The following is a 14,030-nucleotide window of genomic DNA, read 5'->3' as shown; positions in this document are numbered from 1 at the left end:
ATGACACCGCTTCGGCGGGCGAATTTCCCCAGATGACAGAAAGGACGAAAGAGTGACTGCACGCAATCACGCCGGGTTGGGCCCGCGCAAGCTTTGGATGTTGTCGGCGCTGTGCGGCGCCCTGGTGGCCGGCGCCGTGGTCCTGCCGGGCACCGCGCAGGCCCGCCCGGTAGCAATCGCCGCCGGCCCCTTGAGCGCGGTGCTCGCCAGTTACTCGGCCGCCGCCGGTGTGCAATTGGTCTTCGACCAGGCCCAGCTTGCCGGCCGCCAAAGCCCCGGCCTGACCGGCAACTACGGTGTGCAGGAAGGCTTCGATCGTCTTCTGGCCGGCTGTGGTTTTCGGGTGGTGCCCGATGGCGCCGGGGGCTATGCCCTGCACCGCGAGTCCCACATTAGCGAACTCGCTCCCGTGACCGTCACCGGCATGGCGGAACGCGCCACCAGCGAAGGAACCGGCTCCTACACCTCCGAAGCCGTCACGATCGGCAAGGGTCTGCAGCGTCTGAAAGACATCCCGCAATCGGTGTCCGTGATCACGCGGCAGCAGCTTGACGACCAGAACCTCAACAGCCTGGGCGACGCCATGCGCAATGTCACCGGCGTGACTGTCGAGACGCTCAGCTCCGGCGGCGGCATGTCCGGCTTCATCTCGCGCGGCTACTCGTTGGACAAGCTCCAGGTCGATGGCCTGTCCACCCCGGCCGGCGCTGGCAACCTCTCGCCGGGCTTCGACCTGGCCATCTACGACCGCATCGAAGTCCTGCGCGGCCCCGCTGGCATCTACCAGGGCACCGGCGAACCCGGCGGCTCGATCAATCTGGTGCGCAAGCGGCCCCTGCAAGATTTCGCCTTCAGCGCCCAAGCCAGCGTCGGGTCCTGGGACTACTACCGCGCCGTCGCCGACCTGAGCACCCCCTTAGACAGCGAAGGCAAGGTGCGCGGCCGCTTCATCGCCGCCTATGAAGACCGCGGTTCCTTCGTCGACCGCGTCGAGTCGCAGCGCCCGACCCTCTACGGCATCGTCGAAGCCGACCTGACGTCCCGCACCACGGTGGCGGCAGGCATCACCCACCAGCGCTTGCGCGCCACCCCCGCCTTCGGCCTGCCGGCCTACGCCGACGGCGGCCTGCTTGACGTGCGGCGTTCCACCAATCTGAGCGCCGACTGGAACCGCATCGAAGAAGAAACCACCGAAATCTTCGCCGACCTCGAGCATCGCCTGGATGGCGGCGGCCGCGTGAAGGCCGGCGTCTTTCATCGCGACACCGACACCCCCGTGCGCGACTTCACCTGGCCCAACCGCGCCGTCGACCCCGCCACGGGCAACACCAACCTGATCGCCTGGTCCTACCGCAACCACTGGAAAACGACCGGCGCCGACCTCAACCTGAACCAGCCCTTCCAGGCCTTCGGGCGCGAACACTCGCTGCTCGTCGGCGCCGACTACAGCTACACCCACAAGGAGTTCACCTATGGGGGTGGCGCGATCTTCCCGACCAACATCTATCAGCCCGTCACCAACATGCCCAAGCCGGACATGGAGCAGGTCAACGGCAGCAACGGGCGCGTCAGCGAATTCGGCCTTTACACGCGCGCCAATCTGCAACTGGCCGACCCGCTCAAGCTCGTCGTCGGCGCGCGCCTGGCCTGGTGGAAAAACGACGCACGCAGCGACAACGTGTACTTCGGCGACTTCAGCCAGAATGTCGACCGCATCGACGCCCGCACCTCGCCCTACGCCGGCCTCATCCTCGATCTGACCCCCCAATGGTCGGCCTACGTCAGCTATACCGACATCTTCCAGCCCCAGACGGCCACCAACGCCCAAGGCTCCACCCTCCAGCCGCGCACCGGCCGCCAAGTCGAAACTGGCCTTAAAGGCGAATTGCTCGACGGCCGCCTGAACACGCACGCCGCCCTGTTCCAGATCGTCGACCGCAACCGCGCCATGACCGATCCGGACAACCCGCTCTTCTCCATCGCCGCGGGCAAAGTGCGCAGCCAGGGCTTCGAAACCGAAGTCAGCGGCTCCCCGCTGCCCGGCTGGGAAATCATCGCCGGCTACGCCTACACCAACACCAAGTACCTTGAGGCCCCCGCAGCCACCAAGGGCATGGCATACAGTCAGATCACCCCGCGCCATGCCATCAACCTCTGGACCCGCTACCACTTCAGCCAACCCGAGTTGCAAGGCTTCTCGGTCGGCGCGGGCGTGCGCTACAACAGCGGCTTCTACCAGCAAACCGGCAACGTCCGCTGGGACCAGGGCAGCTACACCACCCTCTCAGCCCAGGTCGGCTACCGCTACAACAAGCACTTCGACGGCACCCTCACCGTCGACAACGTCTTCGACCGCGTCTACTACGAAAAGCTCGGCGGCGGCTCGCGCCAGAACTACTATGGCCAGCCGCGCAGCGTCATGCTGACGATGCGGTACCAGTACTGAAGAGAAAACAAGCTTGATCAGTCACTCCGGATTTCGTGCGGGGGCGGCATGGAGTCCAGGGGGAAGCGTTTCTGGTGTCGAACTGCGCGAAAAATGAAACCCGGATGGCAGCGAATTCAACGGGTTAGAAGCCTTCAATCTCTGGCACTGGGATCGGGTGAGCACCTAAGTTGAGATTTTGCGGTGAAAGCGTCACTTAGCTTGGGAGTTTGCGATATCGGCAAGCCGCCCTGCGGCTTCGATCTCGGCTTGGTGAGATCACTGCAGCGCCATCGAACCGGCGATCGGACGCATGGCGGCTCACTTTTACTTCGGCCCCCACAGGATGCTTTTAAATAGCAAAATTCGCCCCCCCCCCGGAGGGCTTCGCGTATTACTTGCCTGCGGCGCCCAGCGCCTCTGCCCAGTTCTTTTTCATGGCAGCGATGCGGTCCACGTAGGCGGACTTCAGGCAGGCGGCGTCGGGGCAACGGTCGCGCACAGTGGTGCGCCATTGCGTCTGCTCTTTCGCTACAGGATCGCGCCATTCACCGCTTTCACCGTCACGGCCAGCGGTTTCGGCCTGAATCTTGTCGTAAAGCTCCTTCACCTGATCGTCCAGCTTGGACAACGATGGTTCGGCGCAGATGAGATGTTCGACATGGGTTTTCGCGGCCTTGCAGTCGAAGCCGGCGGCATAGGCGGCGTCGCTCTGCAGGAAAGGAGCGCTGGCGAGGACCGCGCAAATTACAGCATGCAGGATCGCGTGTTTGCCTTGAGCGCTTTGCCGGCACCGGCCTTCCATGATGCCGGTCGGTATTGCCGCGAGAACGGGGTTGCGCACGTCCTTCACTCCTGAATAGTCTGCGGCCACGGATAGGGTGGACCAAGTAGACGATTTTCCCGTTTGTCGAAAAGTTGTGCAACTTTTGGCTCTCGTATGCCTTGAACCCGTGGCAGGTGTTCAAGCGCTACATCGATGACGGCCGGTTTAAAGCGATATCACCCTAGGCGTGACACACGAAATTGGACCTCCATGTCGAAGTTCATTGAAGGTGGAAACTCGACATGTTGTAAATCATGGACTTAGCGAAATTTGGTTCATTCACTTTGGCCGCAGTGGTTCATTGAACATCGCATTCTTCCCCAAAAAGTTCATTGAACTTGGGTGATGATTGGGACCATCACATCTCGAGGCCCCCATGCCAGTGCGCCTGCCCTACCCTACAACGGCTGTGAGCTAGACGCGGTTGACGAACGTCTGCCAGCGGCCAGGAGCGGTCACTGGAAAGTTTGGCTGAGTGCCCGCTTCAGGCTGGTAGCAGTCATTCCGTCCTAGGGGATTTCACCAATCAAAAGGTTGGCAAGCGCCCCTGCTTTAGAGCCTCGCCCCACGACCTCCTTGGGCCACCGAGCGGTCGCGGGCTTCCCCATTAAAAGCTACACTCTGCGGCTGCGCCGCGAGGTTTGGTGGCGCGTTTAAGCGGTCGCTCTCACATTGGATCCTGAGCGACACCACCCTTCTCCATGACCGAAACCGAACGCTCCCGCCTAATTGCCCGCATCTTCTCCCGACCTGTGCTTGATGACATCGCACGGCGGGGAACGGCGAAGCACGTCGCGAAGCGACTCGCGGGGCTAGGTGTGCGGACAGCCAAGCACGACGCCTCCGTAGCGGATCTGTTCGATGCATCGCTTGCTGAACTGGGACAGGAATTCCGCTGCGAGTACGTGTACAAGGCGGCCATTGCCAACCGCATTGTCTTCGGCAGGCATAGCCCTCGCACCTCCAGCATGAGCATCGAGCTCGGCGTCGCTGGTTCCATCATCGATGTGGCCGTTTTCAACGGAACTTCGACGGCCTACGAGGTCAAGACCGAATACGACAGCCATCGACGATTGAACACGCAAACACCTGCGTATCTTCGAGCCTTCGATAGCGTCTACGTGGTGACACATCCAGACCTCGCCCGGCGCTACGCATCATTGGTCGACGAACGTGTGGGCATCCTTTGCCTTACCGATAAGGGCAGCCTTCGAGAGGTGCGTAAGTCCGTCCGTGACATTTCTCGCGTTGAAACCGCGGTCGTCTTCCGCATGCTGCGCCGTCAAGAGTACATGGACGCGGTTCACAAACACTTCGGGCCTCAGCCAGCGATGCCCAATGGGCGTCTCCATCAGCACTACGAGCAGCTCTTCTGCCGCCTGACTAGTCCGCAAGCGCACAAGGTACTCGTCTCCACCATGCGTGCGCGCACGACTGACGAAGATTCGGTGGCGTTCGTTTCCTCCCTGCCGCAGAGCCTTCGAGTATTGGCGTACGAGACGCCGCTTTCACGACCTAAGCGACAGCGCCTTTTGGATGCCCTTGCCGAATCCATTTAGTCCCATTACATTTACCTCCTAATTATTAGATTTCGTAACGGATACGAGATTGGGGGAGGTGTCATGTATTTCCCGTTTGTCTATGGGCGTCGTTCCGAATTCCTAGCCTTGCGCGCCATGCTGGACGACCATAGGTCGCTCGAGGCTCTGGTGCCGGTGATAGAGCCGGTCAAGCGCAATAGCTCAGACCTTGCTAGATGCATCAAGGAGTTCGGCAAGGCCGGTCAAACATTGGCAGTCATCCTCAACCCAGACAAGCATGAGTTGAAGCCCAAGGACGAGGCAAAAGCATGGCTCAAAGAGGTCCTGGAGGTCGTTGATGAGCACGATTCCATCTTGCCGACTTTCCGATGCGTCTCGACTACGACGCTCGCCCATGTTTCGTCCTTCCTCAAGCGCTTTGCCGGGCGAAAAGTCGCACTAGCCTACTCAAGCCCGGCCTTGACTGACGCTGAGCTAAAGACGCTTGCCGCCGATGCGAACGTGCGTTTCCACATCGTGTTGAACGAGAAGATGACCGTAGCTCAGCAGACGCTCCTGCCGTCTGCCAGGCGGGTTGACATCCGCGATTATTTCAACAAGTTGGACCGCAACTCCGACTACGACGGCGCTGAACTCTTCACCGACCGGTACAAGACGTTCAAACCCTCGTGGGTGGGGTTCGGCGACTATGCAGCCATTGGCTCGGCATTCACGCCAGGTGGCGGTCAGCCTGCGGCCGTAGCGATTCACGCCATCTACAAGCACAAGTCCAGCGACGTATGGATTGAGCACTTCGTGTCTGACGACACCGACAAGGATGTCGGGAGCACCGAAGACAAGTTCCTCCAGGCCGCCCGCAAGCTCGTGAAGGCTGCGAAGACCCGCCCCAAGGAATTCGGCACAAATTTCGCGCTAGACGGGTACGCCAATCACGTCGCAGCGAGCCATTTCCCCGGGCTCGGTACCAACAAGGTTCTGCAGCTAGAACATCACATCTGCCTGATGCTGGACCTACTTGACGGCACTCTCTAAAGTCGGCACGAGCCTTCTGGGGCCAGTAGTCCAGACGATATAGCTTGGCCGCTGCAAAGATGTCCCATGTTTGCAACCCTTTCTTGCCGGATGAGGTGTGAGCAGTGTCGCCACTCCCCACCTCAGTTGGAGAACGTGTTGCACTTGGTTTGCCTAGCCGCGACTGGTTTACCCCGCCGTAGGCGTACAGGCATCGGAACGTGTTCGGCGGCTAGCAACTAACTCAAGCCGGCTCAGATGGCTGTCCCGAACTGTTCCGCAGGCTAGGTCCACTATCGCTGCATTGCAGCCGATCAAACTATCTAGACCAATGGCCGTAATGGGTCGGAAGCGGCCCGTCGTCCAATAGCAGACCAGGTAGAGAGCGACCGTGGTTTGGCAGCCGTATTTGGCGTACACGGCCAAAGCAGGTCCTGGCGGGCGTCGTTTGACACGTCGCAGTGCTAGCCGCAGGCAAAGGCACCATACCGGGGAGAACGGCGGATCGCCCTACTGTGACACAGGAAATCGGACCTCCAGGGGTGAAAACGGGCTGGAGGCCGCGCCAGAGCTTGTATATCGAAAATTATCGATTCCCAAACTGCATGACGTAAGTCCCAAGCTAGATGAATTTCGACAGGGGGTGCGTCCCCGATACGCCGTTATCGCCTGACCCACCTAAAAATGTAACAGCGCAGCCTCCCCCCCTTGAACCCCGGAACATCATCCCTATAATTAGCACTCGACACCGGTGAGTGCTAACAGCCCTCCCGGGGCTAACTGATCATTCACTTTTTAAGCAAACAGGAGTTCCTCATGGCCTTGCGTCCCCTGGGCGATCGCGTGATCGTCAAACGCCTCGAAAACGAGCGCAAGACTGCCTCGGGTATCGTCATCCCCGACAGCGCCGCAGAAAAGCCTGATCAAGGCGAAGTCGTGGCCGTCGGCCCCGGCAAGAAGACCGAAGAAGGCAAGATTCTGCCGGTCGACCTGAAGGCTGGCGACAAGGTTCTGTTCGGCAAGTACGCCGGCCAGTCCGTGAAGGTTGATGGCGAAGAACTGCTCGTCATCCGCGAGGACGAAATCCTCGCCGTGGTTCTGTAAACCCCGCCTCAAACGAATTTTCGAAGGAAGCTAAGAAATGGCTGCCAAGCAAGTATTGTTCGGTGACGACGCCCGCGTGCGCATCGTCCGCGGCGTGAATGTTCTCGCCAACGCTGTTAAGACCACCCTGGGCCCCAAGGGTCGCAACGTCGTGCTGGAGCGCTCGTTCGGCGCCCCGACCGTGACCAAGGACGGCGTGTCCGTCGCCAAGGAAATCGAACTGAAGGACAAGTTCGAGAACATCGGCGCACAACTGGTCAAGGACGTTGCTTCCAAGACCTCCGACAACGCCGGTGACGGCACCACGACCGCCACCGTGCTGGCTCAAGCCATCGTCATGGAAGGCCTGAAGTACGTTGCCGCCGGTTTCAACCCGATCGACCTGAAGCGCGGTATCGACAAGGCTGTCGCCGCCGCCGTCGCCGAACTGAAGAAGCAATCCAAGCCGGTCACGACCAGCAAGGAAATCGCTCAAGTCGGCTCGATCTCGGCCAACAGCGATGCCTCCATCGGCCAGATCATCGCTGACGCGATGGACAAGGTTGGCAAGGAAGGCGTCATCACCGTCGAAGACGGCAAGTCGCTGGAAAACGAGCTGGACGTCGTCGAAGGTATGCAATTCGACCGCGGCTACCTGTCGCCCTACTTCATCAACAGCCCGGAAAAGCAAGTTGCCGTGCTGGAAGATCCGTTTGTCCTGATTTTCGACAAGAAGATCAGCAACATCCGTGACCTGCTGCCCGTGCTGGAGCAAGTTGCCAAGTCGAGCCGTCCGCTGCTGATCATTGCAGAAGACGTCGAAGGCGAAGCGCTGGCCACCCTGGTTGTGAACAACATCCGTGGCATCCTGAAGACCACCGCCGTCAAGGCTCCGGGCTTCGGCGACCGCCGCAAGGCCATGCTGGAAGACATCGCCATCCTGACGGGCGGCACCGTGATCTCCGAAGAAACCGGCATGTCGCTGGAAAAGGCCGGCCTGGCTGAACTGGGCCAAGCCAAGCGCATCGAAGTGGGCAAGGAAAACACGACGATCATCGACGGCGCTGGCGACAGCAAGTCGATCGAAGCTCGCGTCAAGCAAGTTCGCATMCAGATCGAAGAAGCCACGTCCGACTACGACCGTGAAAAGCTGCAAGAACGCGTGGCTAAGCTGGCCGGCGGCGTTGCCGTGATTCGCGTTGGCGCTGCCACCGAAGTCGAAATGAAGGAAAAGAAGGCTCGCGTCGAAGACGCCCTGCACGCTACCCGCGCTGCAGTGGAAGAAGGCGTTGTGGCTGGTGGCGGTGTTGCACTGCTGCGCGCCAAGCAAGCCATCGCTGACCTGAAGGGCGACACGCCTGACCAGAACGCCGGTATCAAGCTGATCCTGCGTGCTGTGGAAGAGCCGCTGCGCACCATTGTCACGAACGCCGGCGAAGAAGCCAGCGTCGTGGTCAGCAACGTGCTGCAAGGCAAGGGCAACTACGGCTACAACGCTGCAACCGGCGAGTACACCGACCTGGTTGAGCAAGGCGTTCTGGACCCCACCAAGGTGACCCGTACCGCCCTGCAAAACGCTGCCTCCGTCGCCAGCCTGCTGCTGACGGCTGAAGCCGCCGTGGTCGAACTGGCCGAAGACAAGCCCGCTGCCCCGGCCATGCCGGGTGGTATGGGCGGCATGGGCGGCATGGACTTCTAAGTCCCGCTTCCCTTGCAAGGCCTCCCCGGCGCTACGCCGGGGAATGCAGTATCCCGAAAGACCCCCGGACCTTCGCCCCGGGGGTTTTTCTTTTTGTGGCGGCGCTTGTTGATGAGGCAGGCCTTGTTGATGAGGCAGGCCTTGTTGATTAGGCAGGCCTTGTTGATTGGGCAAGGCCTTATTGATTGGGCAAGGCCTTATTGATTGGGCAGGCCGTATTGATGAGGCTGACCTTGTTGCTTCAGTGACTTGCGAACACGTTTGCGCACAAACTGGCGGTTTCGCCCGCGCGCATGCGTCCCTACAATGAAGGCTTCCCAGCCCCAAGCCGCCCTGCCTTATGCGACTTCCCCACAGCCTGCGCGCCTTGCGTCCGTCTCAGATCGGCGGACTGTTGATGGACTCCGCCAACCAGTGGTCCAGCCACCGCGCGTCCAGCAAAGGCGCGGCGCTGGCGTTGTATATGGTGTTTTCGCTGGCGCCCATGCTGATCCTGGTGATCGCCGTGGCCGGCGCGTTCTTTGGCGAAGAGGCCGTGCGGTCGGAACTGTTCACGCAATTGCGCGACCTGACGGGCGAACGCGGCGCGGAAGTCATCCAGACGGTGTTGGCCAGCGCGCATGAATCCGGCGGCGGCTGGATTGCCGCGCTGATTTCCATTTTTGTGCTGATCTTCAGCGCCACCACGGCCTTTGCCGAACTCAAGGCCAGCCTGGATGATTTGTGGGATGTGCCCGCCAACCAGAAAGGCGGCATTCAGGGCATGGTGCGCAGCCGCATGCTGTCGTTTGGATTGGTGCTGGTGCTGGCGCTGTTCCTGCTGGTGTCGCTGACCGTCAACGCTGCACTGGGCGCGGCCAGCAAATACTATGGCGACTTGTGGATGGCCTCCACCTTCGCGACGGTGGCGGACTGGCTGTCGACCTTGTTTTCCTTTTCCATTGTGGTCGCGCTCTTCGCCGTGATCTTCAAGCTATTGCCCAGCGCCAGGATCTCTTGGCCCGACGTGATTCCGGGCGCCATCGTGACGGCCGCACTGTTCCTGGTGGGCAAGTGGGGGATCGGCCTGTATCTCAGCCGGGGTGCCGCCGTGTCGGCCTACGGCGCGGCGGGATCGCTGATTGCGCTGCTGCTGTGGATCTACTATTCCGCGCAGATCTTCTTCTTTGGCGCGGTGTTCACACGGCAATTCGCAGTGCGATTCGGCAAGGCGGGCAAACCGCCCGCAGCCCAGACGAACCCGGAACCGCCGTCGCCTTCTTCAGCCCCGACGCAGTCACCTGCGTCAGCTCCTACGTCAGCTCCTACGTCGGCGCCAGCGTCAGCCCCTTCGTCAGCCCCTTCGTCAGCTCCGACGTCGGCGTCAGCCCCTTCGTCAGCCCCTTCTTCCCTCCCCTCGAATCGTCCTCCCGGCGCGTAATCCCCGATCAGGCCGCGTCCTGCGAGTCCAGGCCGGCCATCAGCCGCAGACATTTCAAAAACACCGGCCGCAGTTCTTCAGGAATCGGCGCCAGCACCTGCGCCTCGACTTCGGCATCCTGCGGCAGAATGCGCGCCAGCAGCGCCACGCCCTCATCCGTAATCTCCAACGCATACGCCCGCCCGTCTTCGGCGGATCGCGTGCGGCGCACATAGCCCTTGGCCGTCATCCGCGCCATCATCTCGGCAAACGAATTGCGGTCCAGCGCGATCAACTCGGCGATGCGGTTCTGCGTGGCGCCGGGGTTCTGATACACGGTGATCAGCAGGGCTTTCTGGCGCGGCGTCAGGTCTTCGTCCGGAAACGCCTGCACGAACAGCGCTTCGGCACGGAAGTGCGCGCGGCGCAGCAGGTGCGAGGCCACTTGGGTCAGATCGAAGGACTTCAACGCACGGGGCGAGGCGGGTCGGACAGTAGAGCTCATGGGGCTTCCAGGGTAAGACGCTTGGCGATTGTAGGCGCTGCCCCGCTCGCAAATGCGCATTGACTTGAGCGGTCGCGCTGCCTATTATCCGAACAATTAGTACGTATACGTATTTATTTTTACCTGATTCCCGTCAGACCCGAACACCATTCAAGGGGCCCGATCGTGACGATCCGCCAACTGCGCAATTACATCGACGGCCGCTTTGAAGACGGCGCGTCCACCTTCGACAAACACAGCCCCGTAGACGGCCAACGCATCGCCCAGGTGCACGAAGCCAGCCGCGATCAAGTCAACCGCGCCGTCGCCGCCGCGCATCGCGCGCTGCCGGCCTGGGCGGGCCTGTCAGTGGCGGCCCGCACCGATCACCTGCTGGCGCTGGCCGATGGCATCACACGCCGCTTCGACGACTTCCTGCAAGCCGAGATCGGCGACACCGGCAAGCCCGTCAGTTGGGCCAGCAAGATCGACATTCCACGCGGCGCCGCCAACTTCCGCGCCTTCGCGGAACTGGCCCGCACGCTGGACATGGAAAGCTATATGACCGACACGCCCGACGGCCGGCAGGCGCTGAACTACGCCTATCGCAAGCCGCTGGGCGTGGTCGGCGTGATCTCGCCCTGGAACCTGCCCCTGCTGCTCTTGACGTGGAAAGTCGCGCCCGCGCTGGCGTTCGGCAACACCGTGATCATGAAGCCGTCGGAAGTCACGCCCAGCACGGCCACGCTGCTGGCGGAAGTGGCGAACGACACCGGGCTGCCGGCTGGCGTGCTGAACCTGGCGCACGGGTTTGGGCCGGACTCGGCGGGGGAGTTCATCACCTCGCACCCGGACATCGACGGCATCACGTTCACTGGCGAATCCGCCACGGGCGCCACCATCATGCGGGCCGTCGCGTCCGGCGTGAAGCCGGTGTCGTTTGAGCTGGGCGGCAAAAACGCCGCGCTGGTCTTCGCCGACGCGGACTTCGATGCGGCGGTGGACGGCGTCACGCGCTCGGTCTTCGCCAACTGCGGGCAAGTGTGTCTGTGCACCGAACGCGTTTACGTTGAACGCCCTATCTACGACCGCTTCGTCGCCGCGCTGGCCGCGCGCGCCCGTGACATGCGCATCGGCTGGCCCATGGACCCGGATACGGAAATGGGCCCGCTGGTGTCGCGCGAGCATCGCGAGAAAGTGCTGTCGTACTTCGCCTTGGCGCGCGAAGAAGGCGCAACCGTTGTCGCGGGCGGCGGCGTGCCGGTGTTTGGCGACGCGCGCGACGCGGGCGCCTACGTCCAGCCCACCATCTGGACCGGCCTGAAAGAAGACGCGCGCTGCATCAAGGAAGAAGTGTTCGGCCCGGTCTGCCACATCGCCCCGTTCGACACCGAAGACGAAGCCATCCGCCTGGCCAACGACACACGCTACGGCCTGGCCGCCGCCGTCTGGACGCAGAACCTCACGCGCGGACACCGCGTGGCCCAAGCCATGAAAGTCGGACTCGCCTGGGTGAACTGCTGGTTCCTGCGCGATCTGCGCACCCCATTTGGCGGCAGCGGACTATCAGGCATTGGACGCGAAGGCGGCCGCCACTCGCTGCATTTCTATACCGAGCCCACCAACGTCTGCATCAAGCTCTGACCCCGCACGCAAAGGAACGCACGATGACCCAGCCCAATACCACCGCCGACGGCAACCAGGCCAACGCCAATACCGACGCCGTCGCCAATACCACCGCCACCCCCACCCCCAACACCAACACCAACACCAGCACCAGCGCCACCATCGTCGCCGGCAAAGCCACGCCCCGCGGCAAATACCCGCACATCAAACGCGCCGGTGATTTTCTCTTCGTATCAGGCACCAGCTCACGCCTGCCCGACAACCGCATCGCGGGCGCTGAAGTCGACGCCATGGGCACCACCACGCTCGACATCCGCGTGCAAACCCGCGCCGTCATCGAGAACATCCAAGACATCCTCGCCACCGCCGGCGCCACGCTGGCCGACGTCGTCGAGATCAGTACTTTCCTGGTCAACATGAACGACTTCGGTGGATACAATCACGTCTACGGCGAGTTCTTCGACGCCGATGGCCCGGCGCGCACCACCGTCGCGGTGCATCAGTTGCCGCACCCGCAATTGCTGATTGAGATCAAGGCGGTCGCCTACAAACCGCTGGCGCGTTAGCCACAAGACGACGCGGCGCATGCATGATGGGCGACGGCATTTCGTGTTCACACCAAGCACAGGACGATGGCTCGCGGCACGCCGCCCGGGCGACCGCAGGCATGTCGAACTTCCGCATCACGCCCAACGCGCTCAGCCACAAGCTGAAACTGCACCAGTTGCAGATCTTCGAACGCGTGCTAGCGCGCCGCTCGTTATCGCGCGCGGCCAGTGAACTGCACCTGACCCAACCCACCGTCACCAAAGCCATCCACGACCTGGAAGCGTTCTTCGGATCAACACTCTTCGAACGCTCGAACCGAGGCGTCACCCCCACCGAACTGGCGCTGGTGCTGGGCCGCCGCGTACACGCCATGCTGGCCGAAGTGCGCTACATGGCCGACGACATCGACGCCGTCCTGGGCGGCGCCAGCGGCCACGTCGTCGTCGGCACCCTGATCGCCGCGTCCGCCAAACTGCTGCCCGAAGCCATCGCCCGCCTGATGACCGACCACCCCGGCATTCAGGTTACGGTCCGCGAAGGCCCCTCGGCCCAACTCCTGCCCGCGCTCGCCACAGGCGACGTCGACATCGTCGTCGGCCGCCTGCCCGGCGCCGACATGGCATCCATTTCCGGCGTCGCCGTCGACCATCACAAGCTCTACCGCGAATCGCTCTGCCTGGTCGTCGGCGCCCAACACCCCTTGGCCACCGCGCCAGACATCTCACTGGCCGACCTGATCGACCACATCTGGATCTTGCCCGCCCCCACCTCCCCGCTACGCGCATCGGTGGAACGCACCTTCTTCGACGCCGGCCTGCGCCTGCCCACCCGCCACGTCGAGTCGCTATCCCTGCTGACCAACATCGGCATCCTGATGCACAGCAACGCGCTGGCACTCATTCCGTACGACGCCGCGGCGCAGTTTCTGTCGATGGGACTATTAGCCCGCCTGCCCACCGAGGTATTCGGAGATTTCGGCGACGTAGGATATTCCATACGAGCCGACAGGCCGATGACGCCCGCCTGCCAAAGGCTGGTGGAATATCTAAAAACCATCACGGCACAACGCGCGTAAGGCAATGCCGAGATGGGTTGCGCGCGATCACCATCAGCGCACCGATGACGTACCGCGCGCGCGTCACCCACCCTACGAGAGCAACGAGGTCAACGCAGCGCCCCGCACAACAGCATCCCGACGCAAGACACTGCCGACGCCCCACAAGGCCGCCCGCGCGGCGTGTGGTGGTTTAATTTTGGTGGACACCCAGATAGGTTGAACCTAGGAGGTGAGTCATGACCAAGATAAAACGGCGTGCCTTTACGGCGGAGTTCAAGCTCGAGGCGGTGCGGATGGTGACAGACAAGGGCCTTGGCGTGCCCGAGGTCT

10 protein-coding genes and 1 pseudogene are annotated in these 14,030 nt (G+C 62.1%); 9 read left to right on the top strand and 2 right to left on the bottom strand.

Annotation, left to right across the window (positions count from 1 at the left end; translation table 11 throughout):
- The first annotated feature begins 52 nt into the window (after window positions 1-52).
- Window positions 53-2,446: a TonB-dependent siderophore receptor gene (locus AC1DSJ_RS17075; RefSeq protein ID WP_441371833.1), complete on the top strand. Its 2,394-nt coding sequence runs from the start codon at window positions 53-55 to the stop codon at window positions 2,444-2,446.
- Window positions 2,447-2,819: 373 nt separating this feature from the next.
- Here AC1DSJ_RS17075 and AC1DSJ_RS17070 read toward each other — a convergent pair whose 3' ends face one another.
- Entirely contained in the window at window positions 2,820-3,269 is a 450-nt protein-coding gene (locus tag AC1DSJ_RS17070) for a lysozyme inhibitor LprI family protein (RefSeq protein ID WP_441371832.1), read from the bottom strand.
- 683 nt (window positions 3,270-3,952) lie between these two features.
- On the opposite strand from AC1DSJ_RS17070, the gene AC1DSJ_RS17065 reads away from it, so the two are divergent.
- The 5 genes and pseudogenes from AC1DSJ_RS17065 to AC1DSJ_RS17045 all read left to right on the top strand — a co-directional run.
- Window positions 3,953-4,810 carry a sce7726 family protein gene (locus tag AC1DSJ_RS17065; RefSeq protein ID WP_391565712.1) on the top strand — a complete coding sequence of 286 codons (858 nt, stop codon included), beginning with the start codon at window positions 3,953-3,955 and terminating at the stop codon, window positions 4,808-4,810.
- 63 nt (window positions 4,811-4,873) lie between these two features.
- The gene (locus AC1DSJ_RS17060) at window positions 4,874-5,824 is read left to right on the top strand and encodes a sce7725 family protein (RefSeq protein ID WP_346551456.1); all 951 of its coding nucleotides are present in this window, start codon (window positions 4,874-4,876) and stop codon (window positions 5,822-5,824) included.
- 795 nt (window positions 5,825-6,619) lie between these two features.
- Window positions 6,620-6,907 (top strand): co-chaperone GroES, encoded by a 288-nt coding sequence (gene groES / locus AC1DSJ_RS17055; RefSeq protein WP_054423089.1) that lies wholly within the window; start codon window positions 6,620-6,622, stop codon window positions 6,905-6,907.
- Window positions 6,908-6,944: 37 nt separating this feature from the next.
- Entirely contained in the window at window positions 6,945-8,585 is a 1,641-nt protein-coding gene (gene groL, locus AC1DSJ_RS17050; protein WP_054423092.1) for a chaperonin GroEL, read from the top strand.
- A gap of 340 nt (window positions 8,586-8,925) precedes the next feature.
- Window positions 8,926-9,816, top strand: a pseudogene (locus AC1DSJ_RS17045) (YihY/virulence factor BrkB family protein); the annotation flags it as partial.
- A gap of 196 nt (window positions 9,817-10,012) precedes the next feature.
- On the opposite strand, the gene AC1DSJ_RS17040 reads toward AC1DSJ_RS17045, so the two are convergent.
- On the bottom strand, window positions 10,013-10,489 hold the full coding sequence (locus tag AC1DSJ_RS17040) for a MarR family winged helix-turn-helix transcriptional regulator (RefSeq protein ID WP_427947074.1): 477 nt from the start codon (window positions 10,487-10,489) through the stop codon (window positions 10,013-10,015).
- Between the two features lie 165 nt (window positions 10,490-10,654).
- Between AC1DSJ_RS17040 and AC1DSJ_RS17035 the strand changes: the two genes are divergently transcribed.
- The 3 genes from AC1DSJ_RS17035 (at window position 10,655) to AC1DSJ_RS17025 (ending at window position 13,718) form a co-directional block, all read left to right on the top strand.
- Window positions 10,655-12,112 carry a 2-hydroxymuconic semialdehyde dehydrogenase gene (locus AC1DSJ_RS17035; RefSeq protein WP_175170289.1) on the top strand — a complete coding sequence of 486 codons (1,458 nt, stop codon included), beginning with the start codon at window positions 10,655-10,657 and terminating at the stop codon, window positions 12,110-12,112.
- Between the two features lie 23 nt (window positions 12,113-12,135).
- Window positions 12,136-12,660: a RidA family protein gene (locus tag AC1DSJ_RS17030; RefSeq protein ID WP_441371831.1), complete on the top strand. Its 525-nt coding sequence runs from the start codon at window positions 12,136-12,138 to the stop codon at window positions 12,658-12,660.
- Window positions 12,661-12,761: 101 nt separating this feature from the next.
- Entirely contained in the window at window positions 12,762-13,718 is a 957-nt protein-coding gene (locus AC1DSJ_RS17025; protein WP_054423354.1) for a LysR substrate-binding domain-containing protein, read from the top strand.
- Window positions 13,719-14,030: the final 312 nt, after the last annotated feature.

The sequence above is a fragment of the Achromobacter sp. 01N37 genome, assembly GCF_056399725.1.
The sequence above is the reverse complement of the archived record's forward strand: the minus strand, read 5'-3'. Positions and strand labels throughout refer to the sequence as shown.

Bases quoted from the DNA above. Each gene is read 5' to 3' on its own strand.
- AC1DSJ_RS17065 (WP_391565712.1), top strand. From the start codon at position 3,953: ATGACCGAAACCGAACGCTCCCGCCTAATTGCCCGCATCTTCTCCCGA.
- AC1DSJ_RS17060 (WP_346551456.1), top strand. From the start codon at position 4,874: ATGTATTTCCCGTTTGTCTATGGGCGTCGTTCCGAATTCCTAGCCTTG.
- groES (WP_054423089.1), top strand. From the start codon at position 6,620: ATGGCCTTGCGTCCCCTGGGCGATCGCGTGATCGTCAAACGCCTCGAA.
- AC1DSJ_RS17040 (WP_427947074.1), bottom strand. From the start codon at position 10,489: ATGAGCTCTACTGTCCGACCCGCCTCGCCCCGTGCGTTGAAGTCCTTC.
- AC1DSJ_RS17030 (WP_441371831.1), top strand. From the start codon at position 12,136: ATGACCCAGCCCAATACCACCGCCGACGGCAACCAGGCCAACGCCAAT.
- AC1DSJ_RS17025 (WP_054423354.1), top strand. From the start codon at position 12,762: ATGTCGAACTTCCGCATCACGCCCAACGCGCTCAGCCACAAGCTGAAA.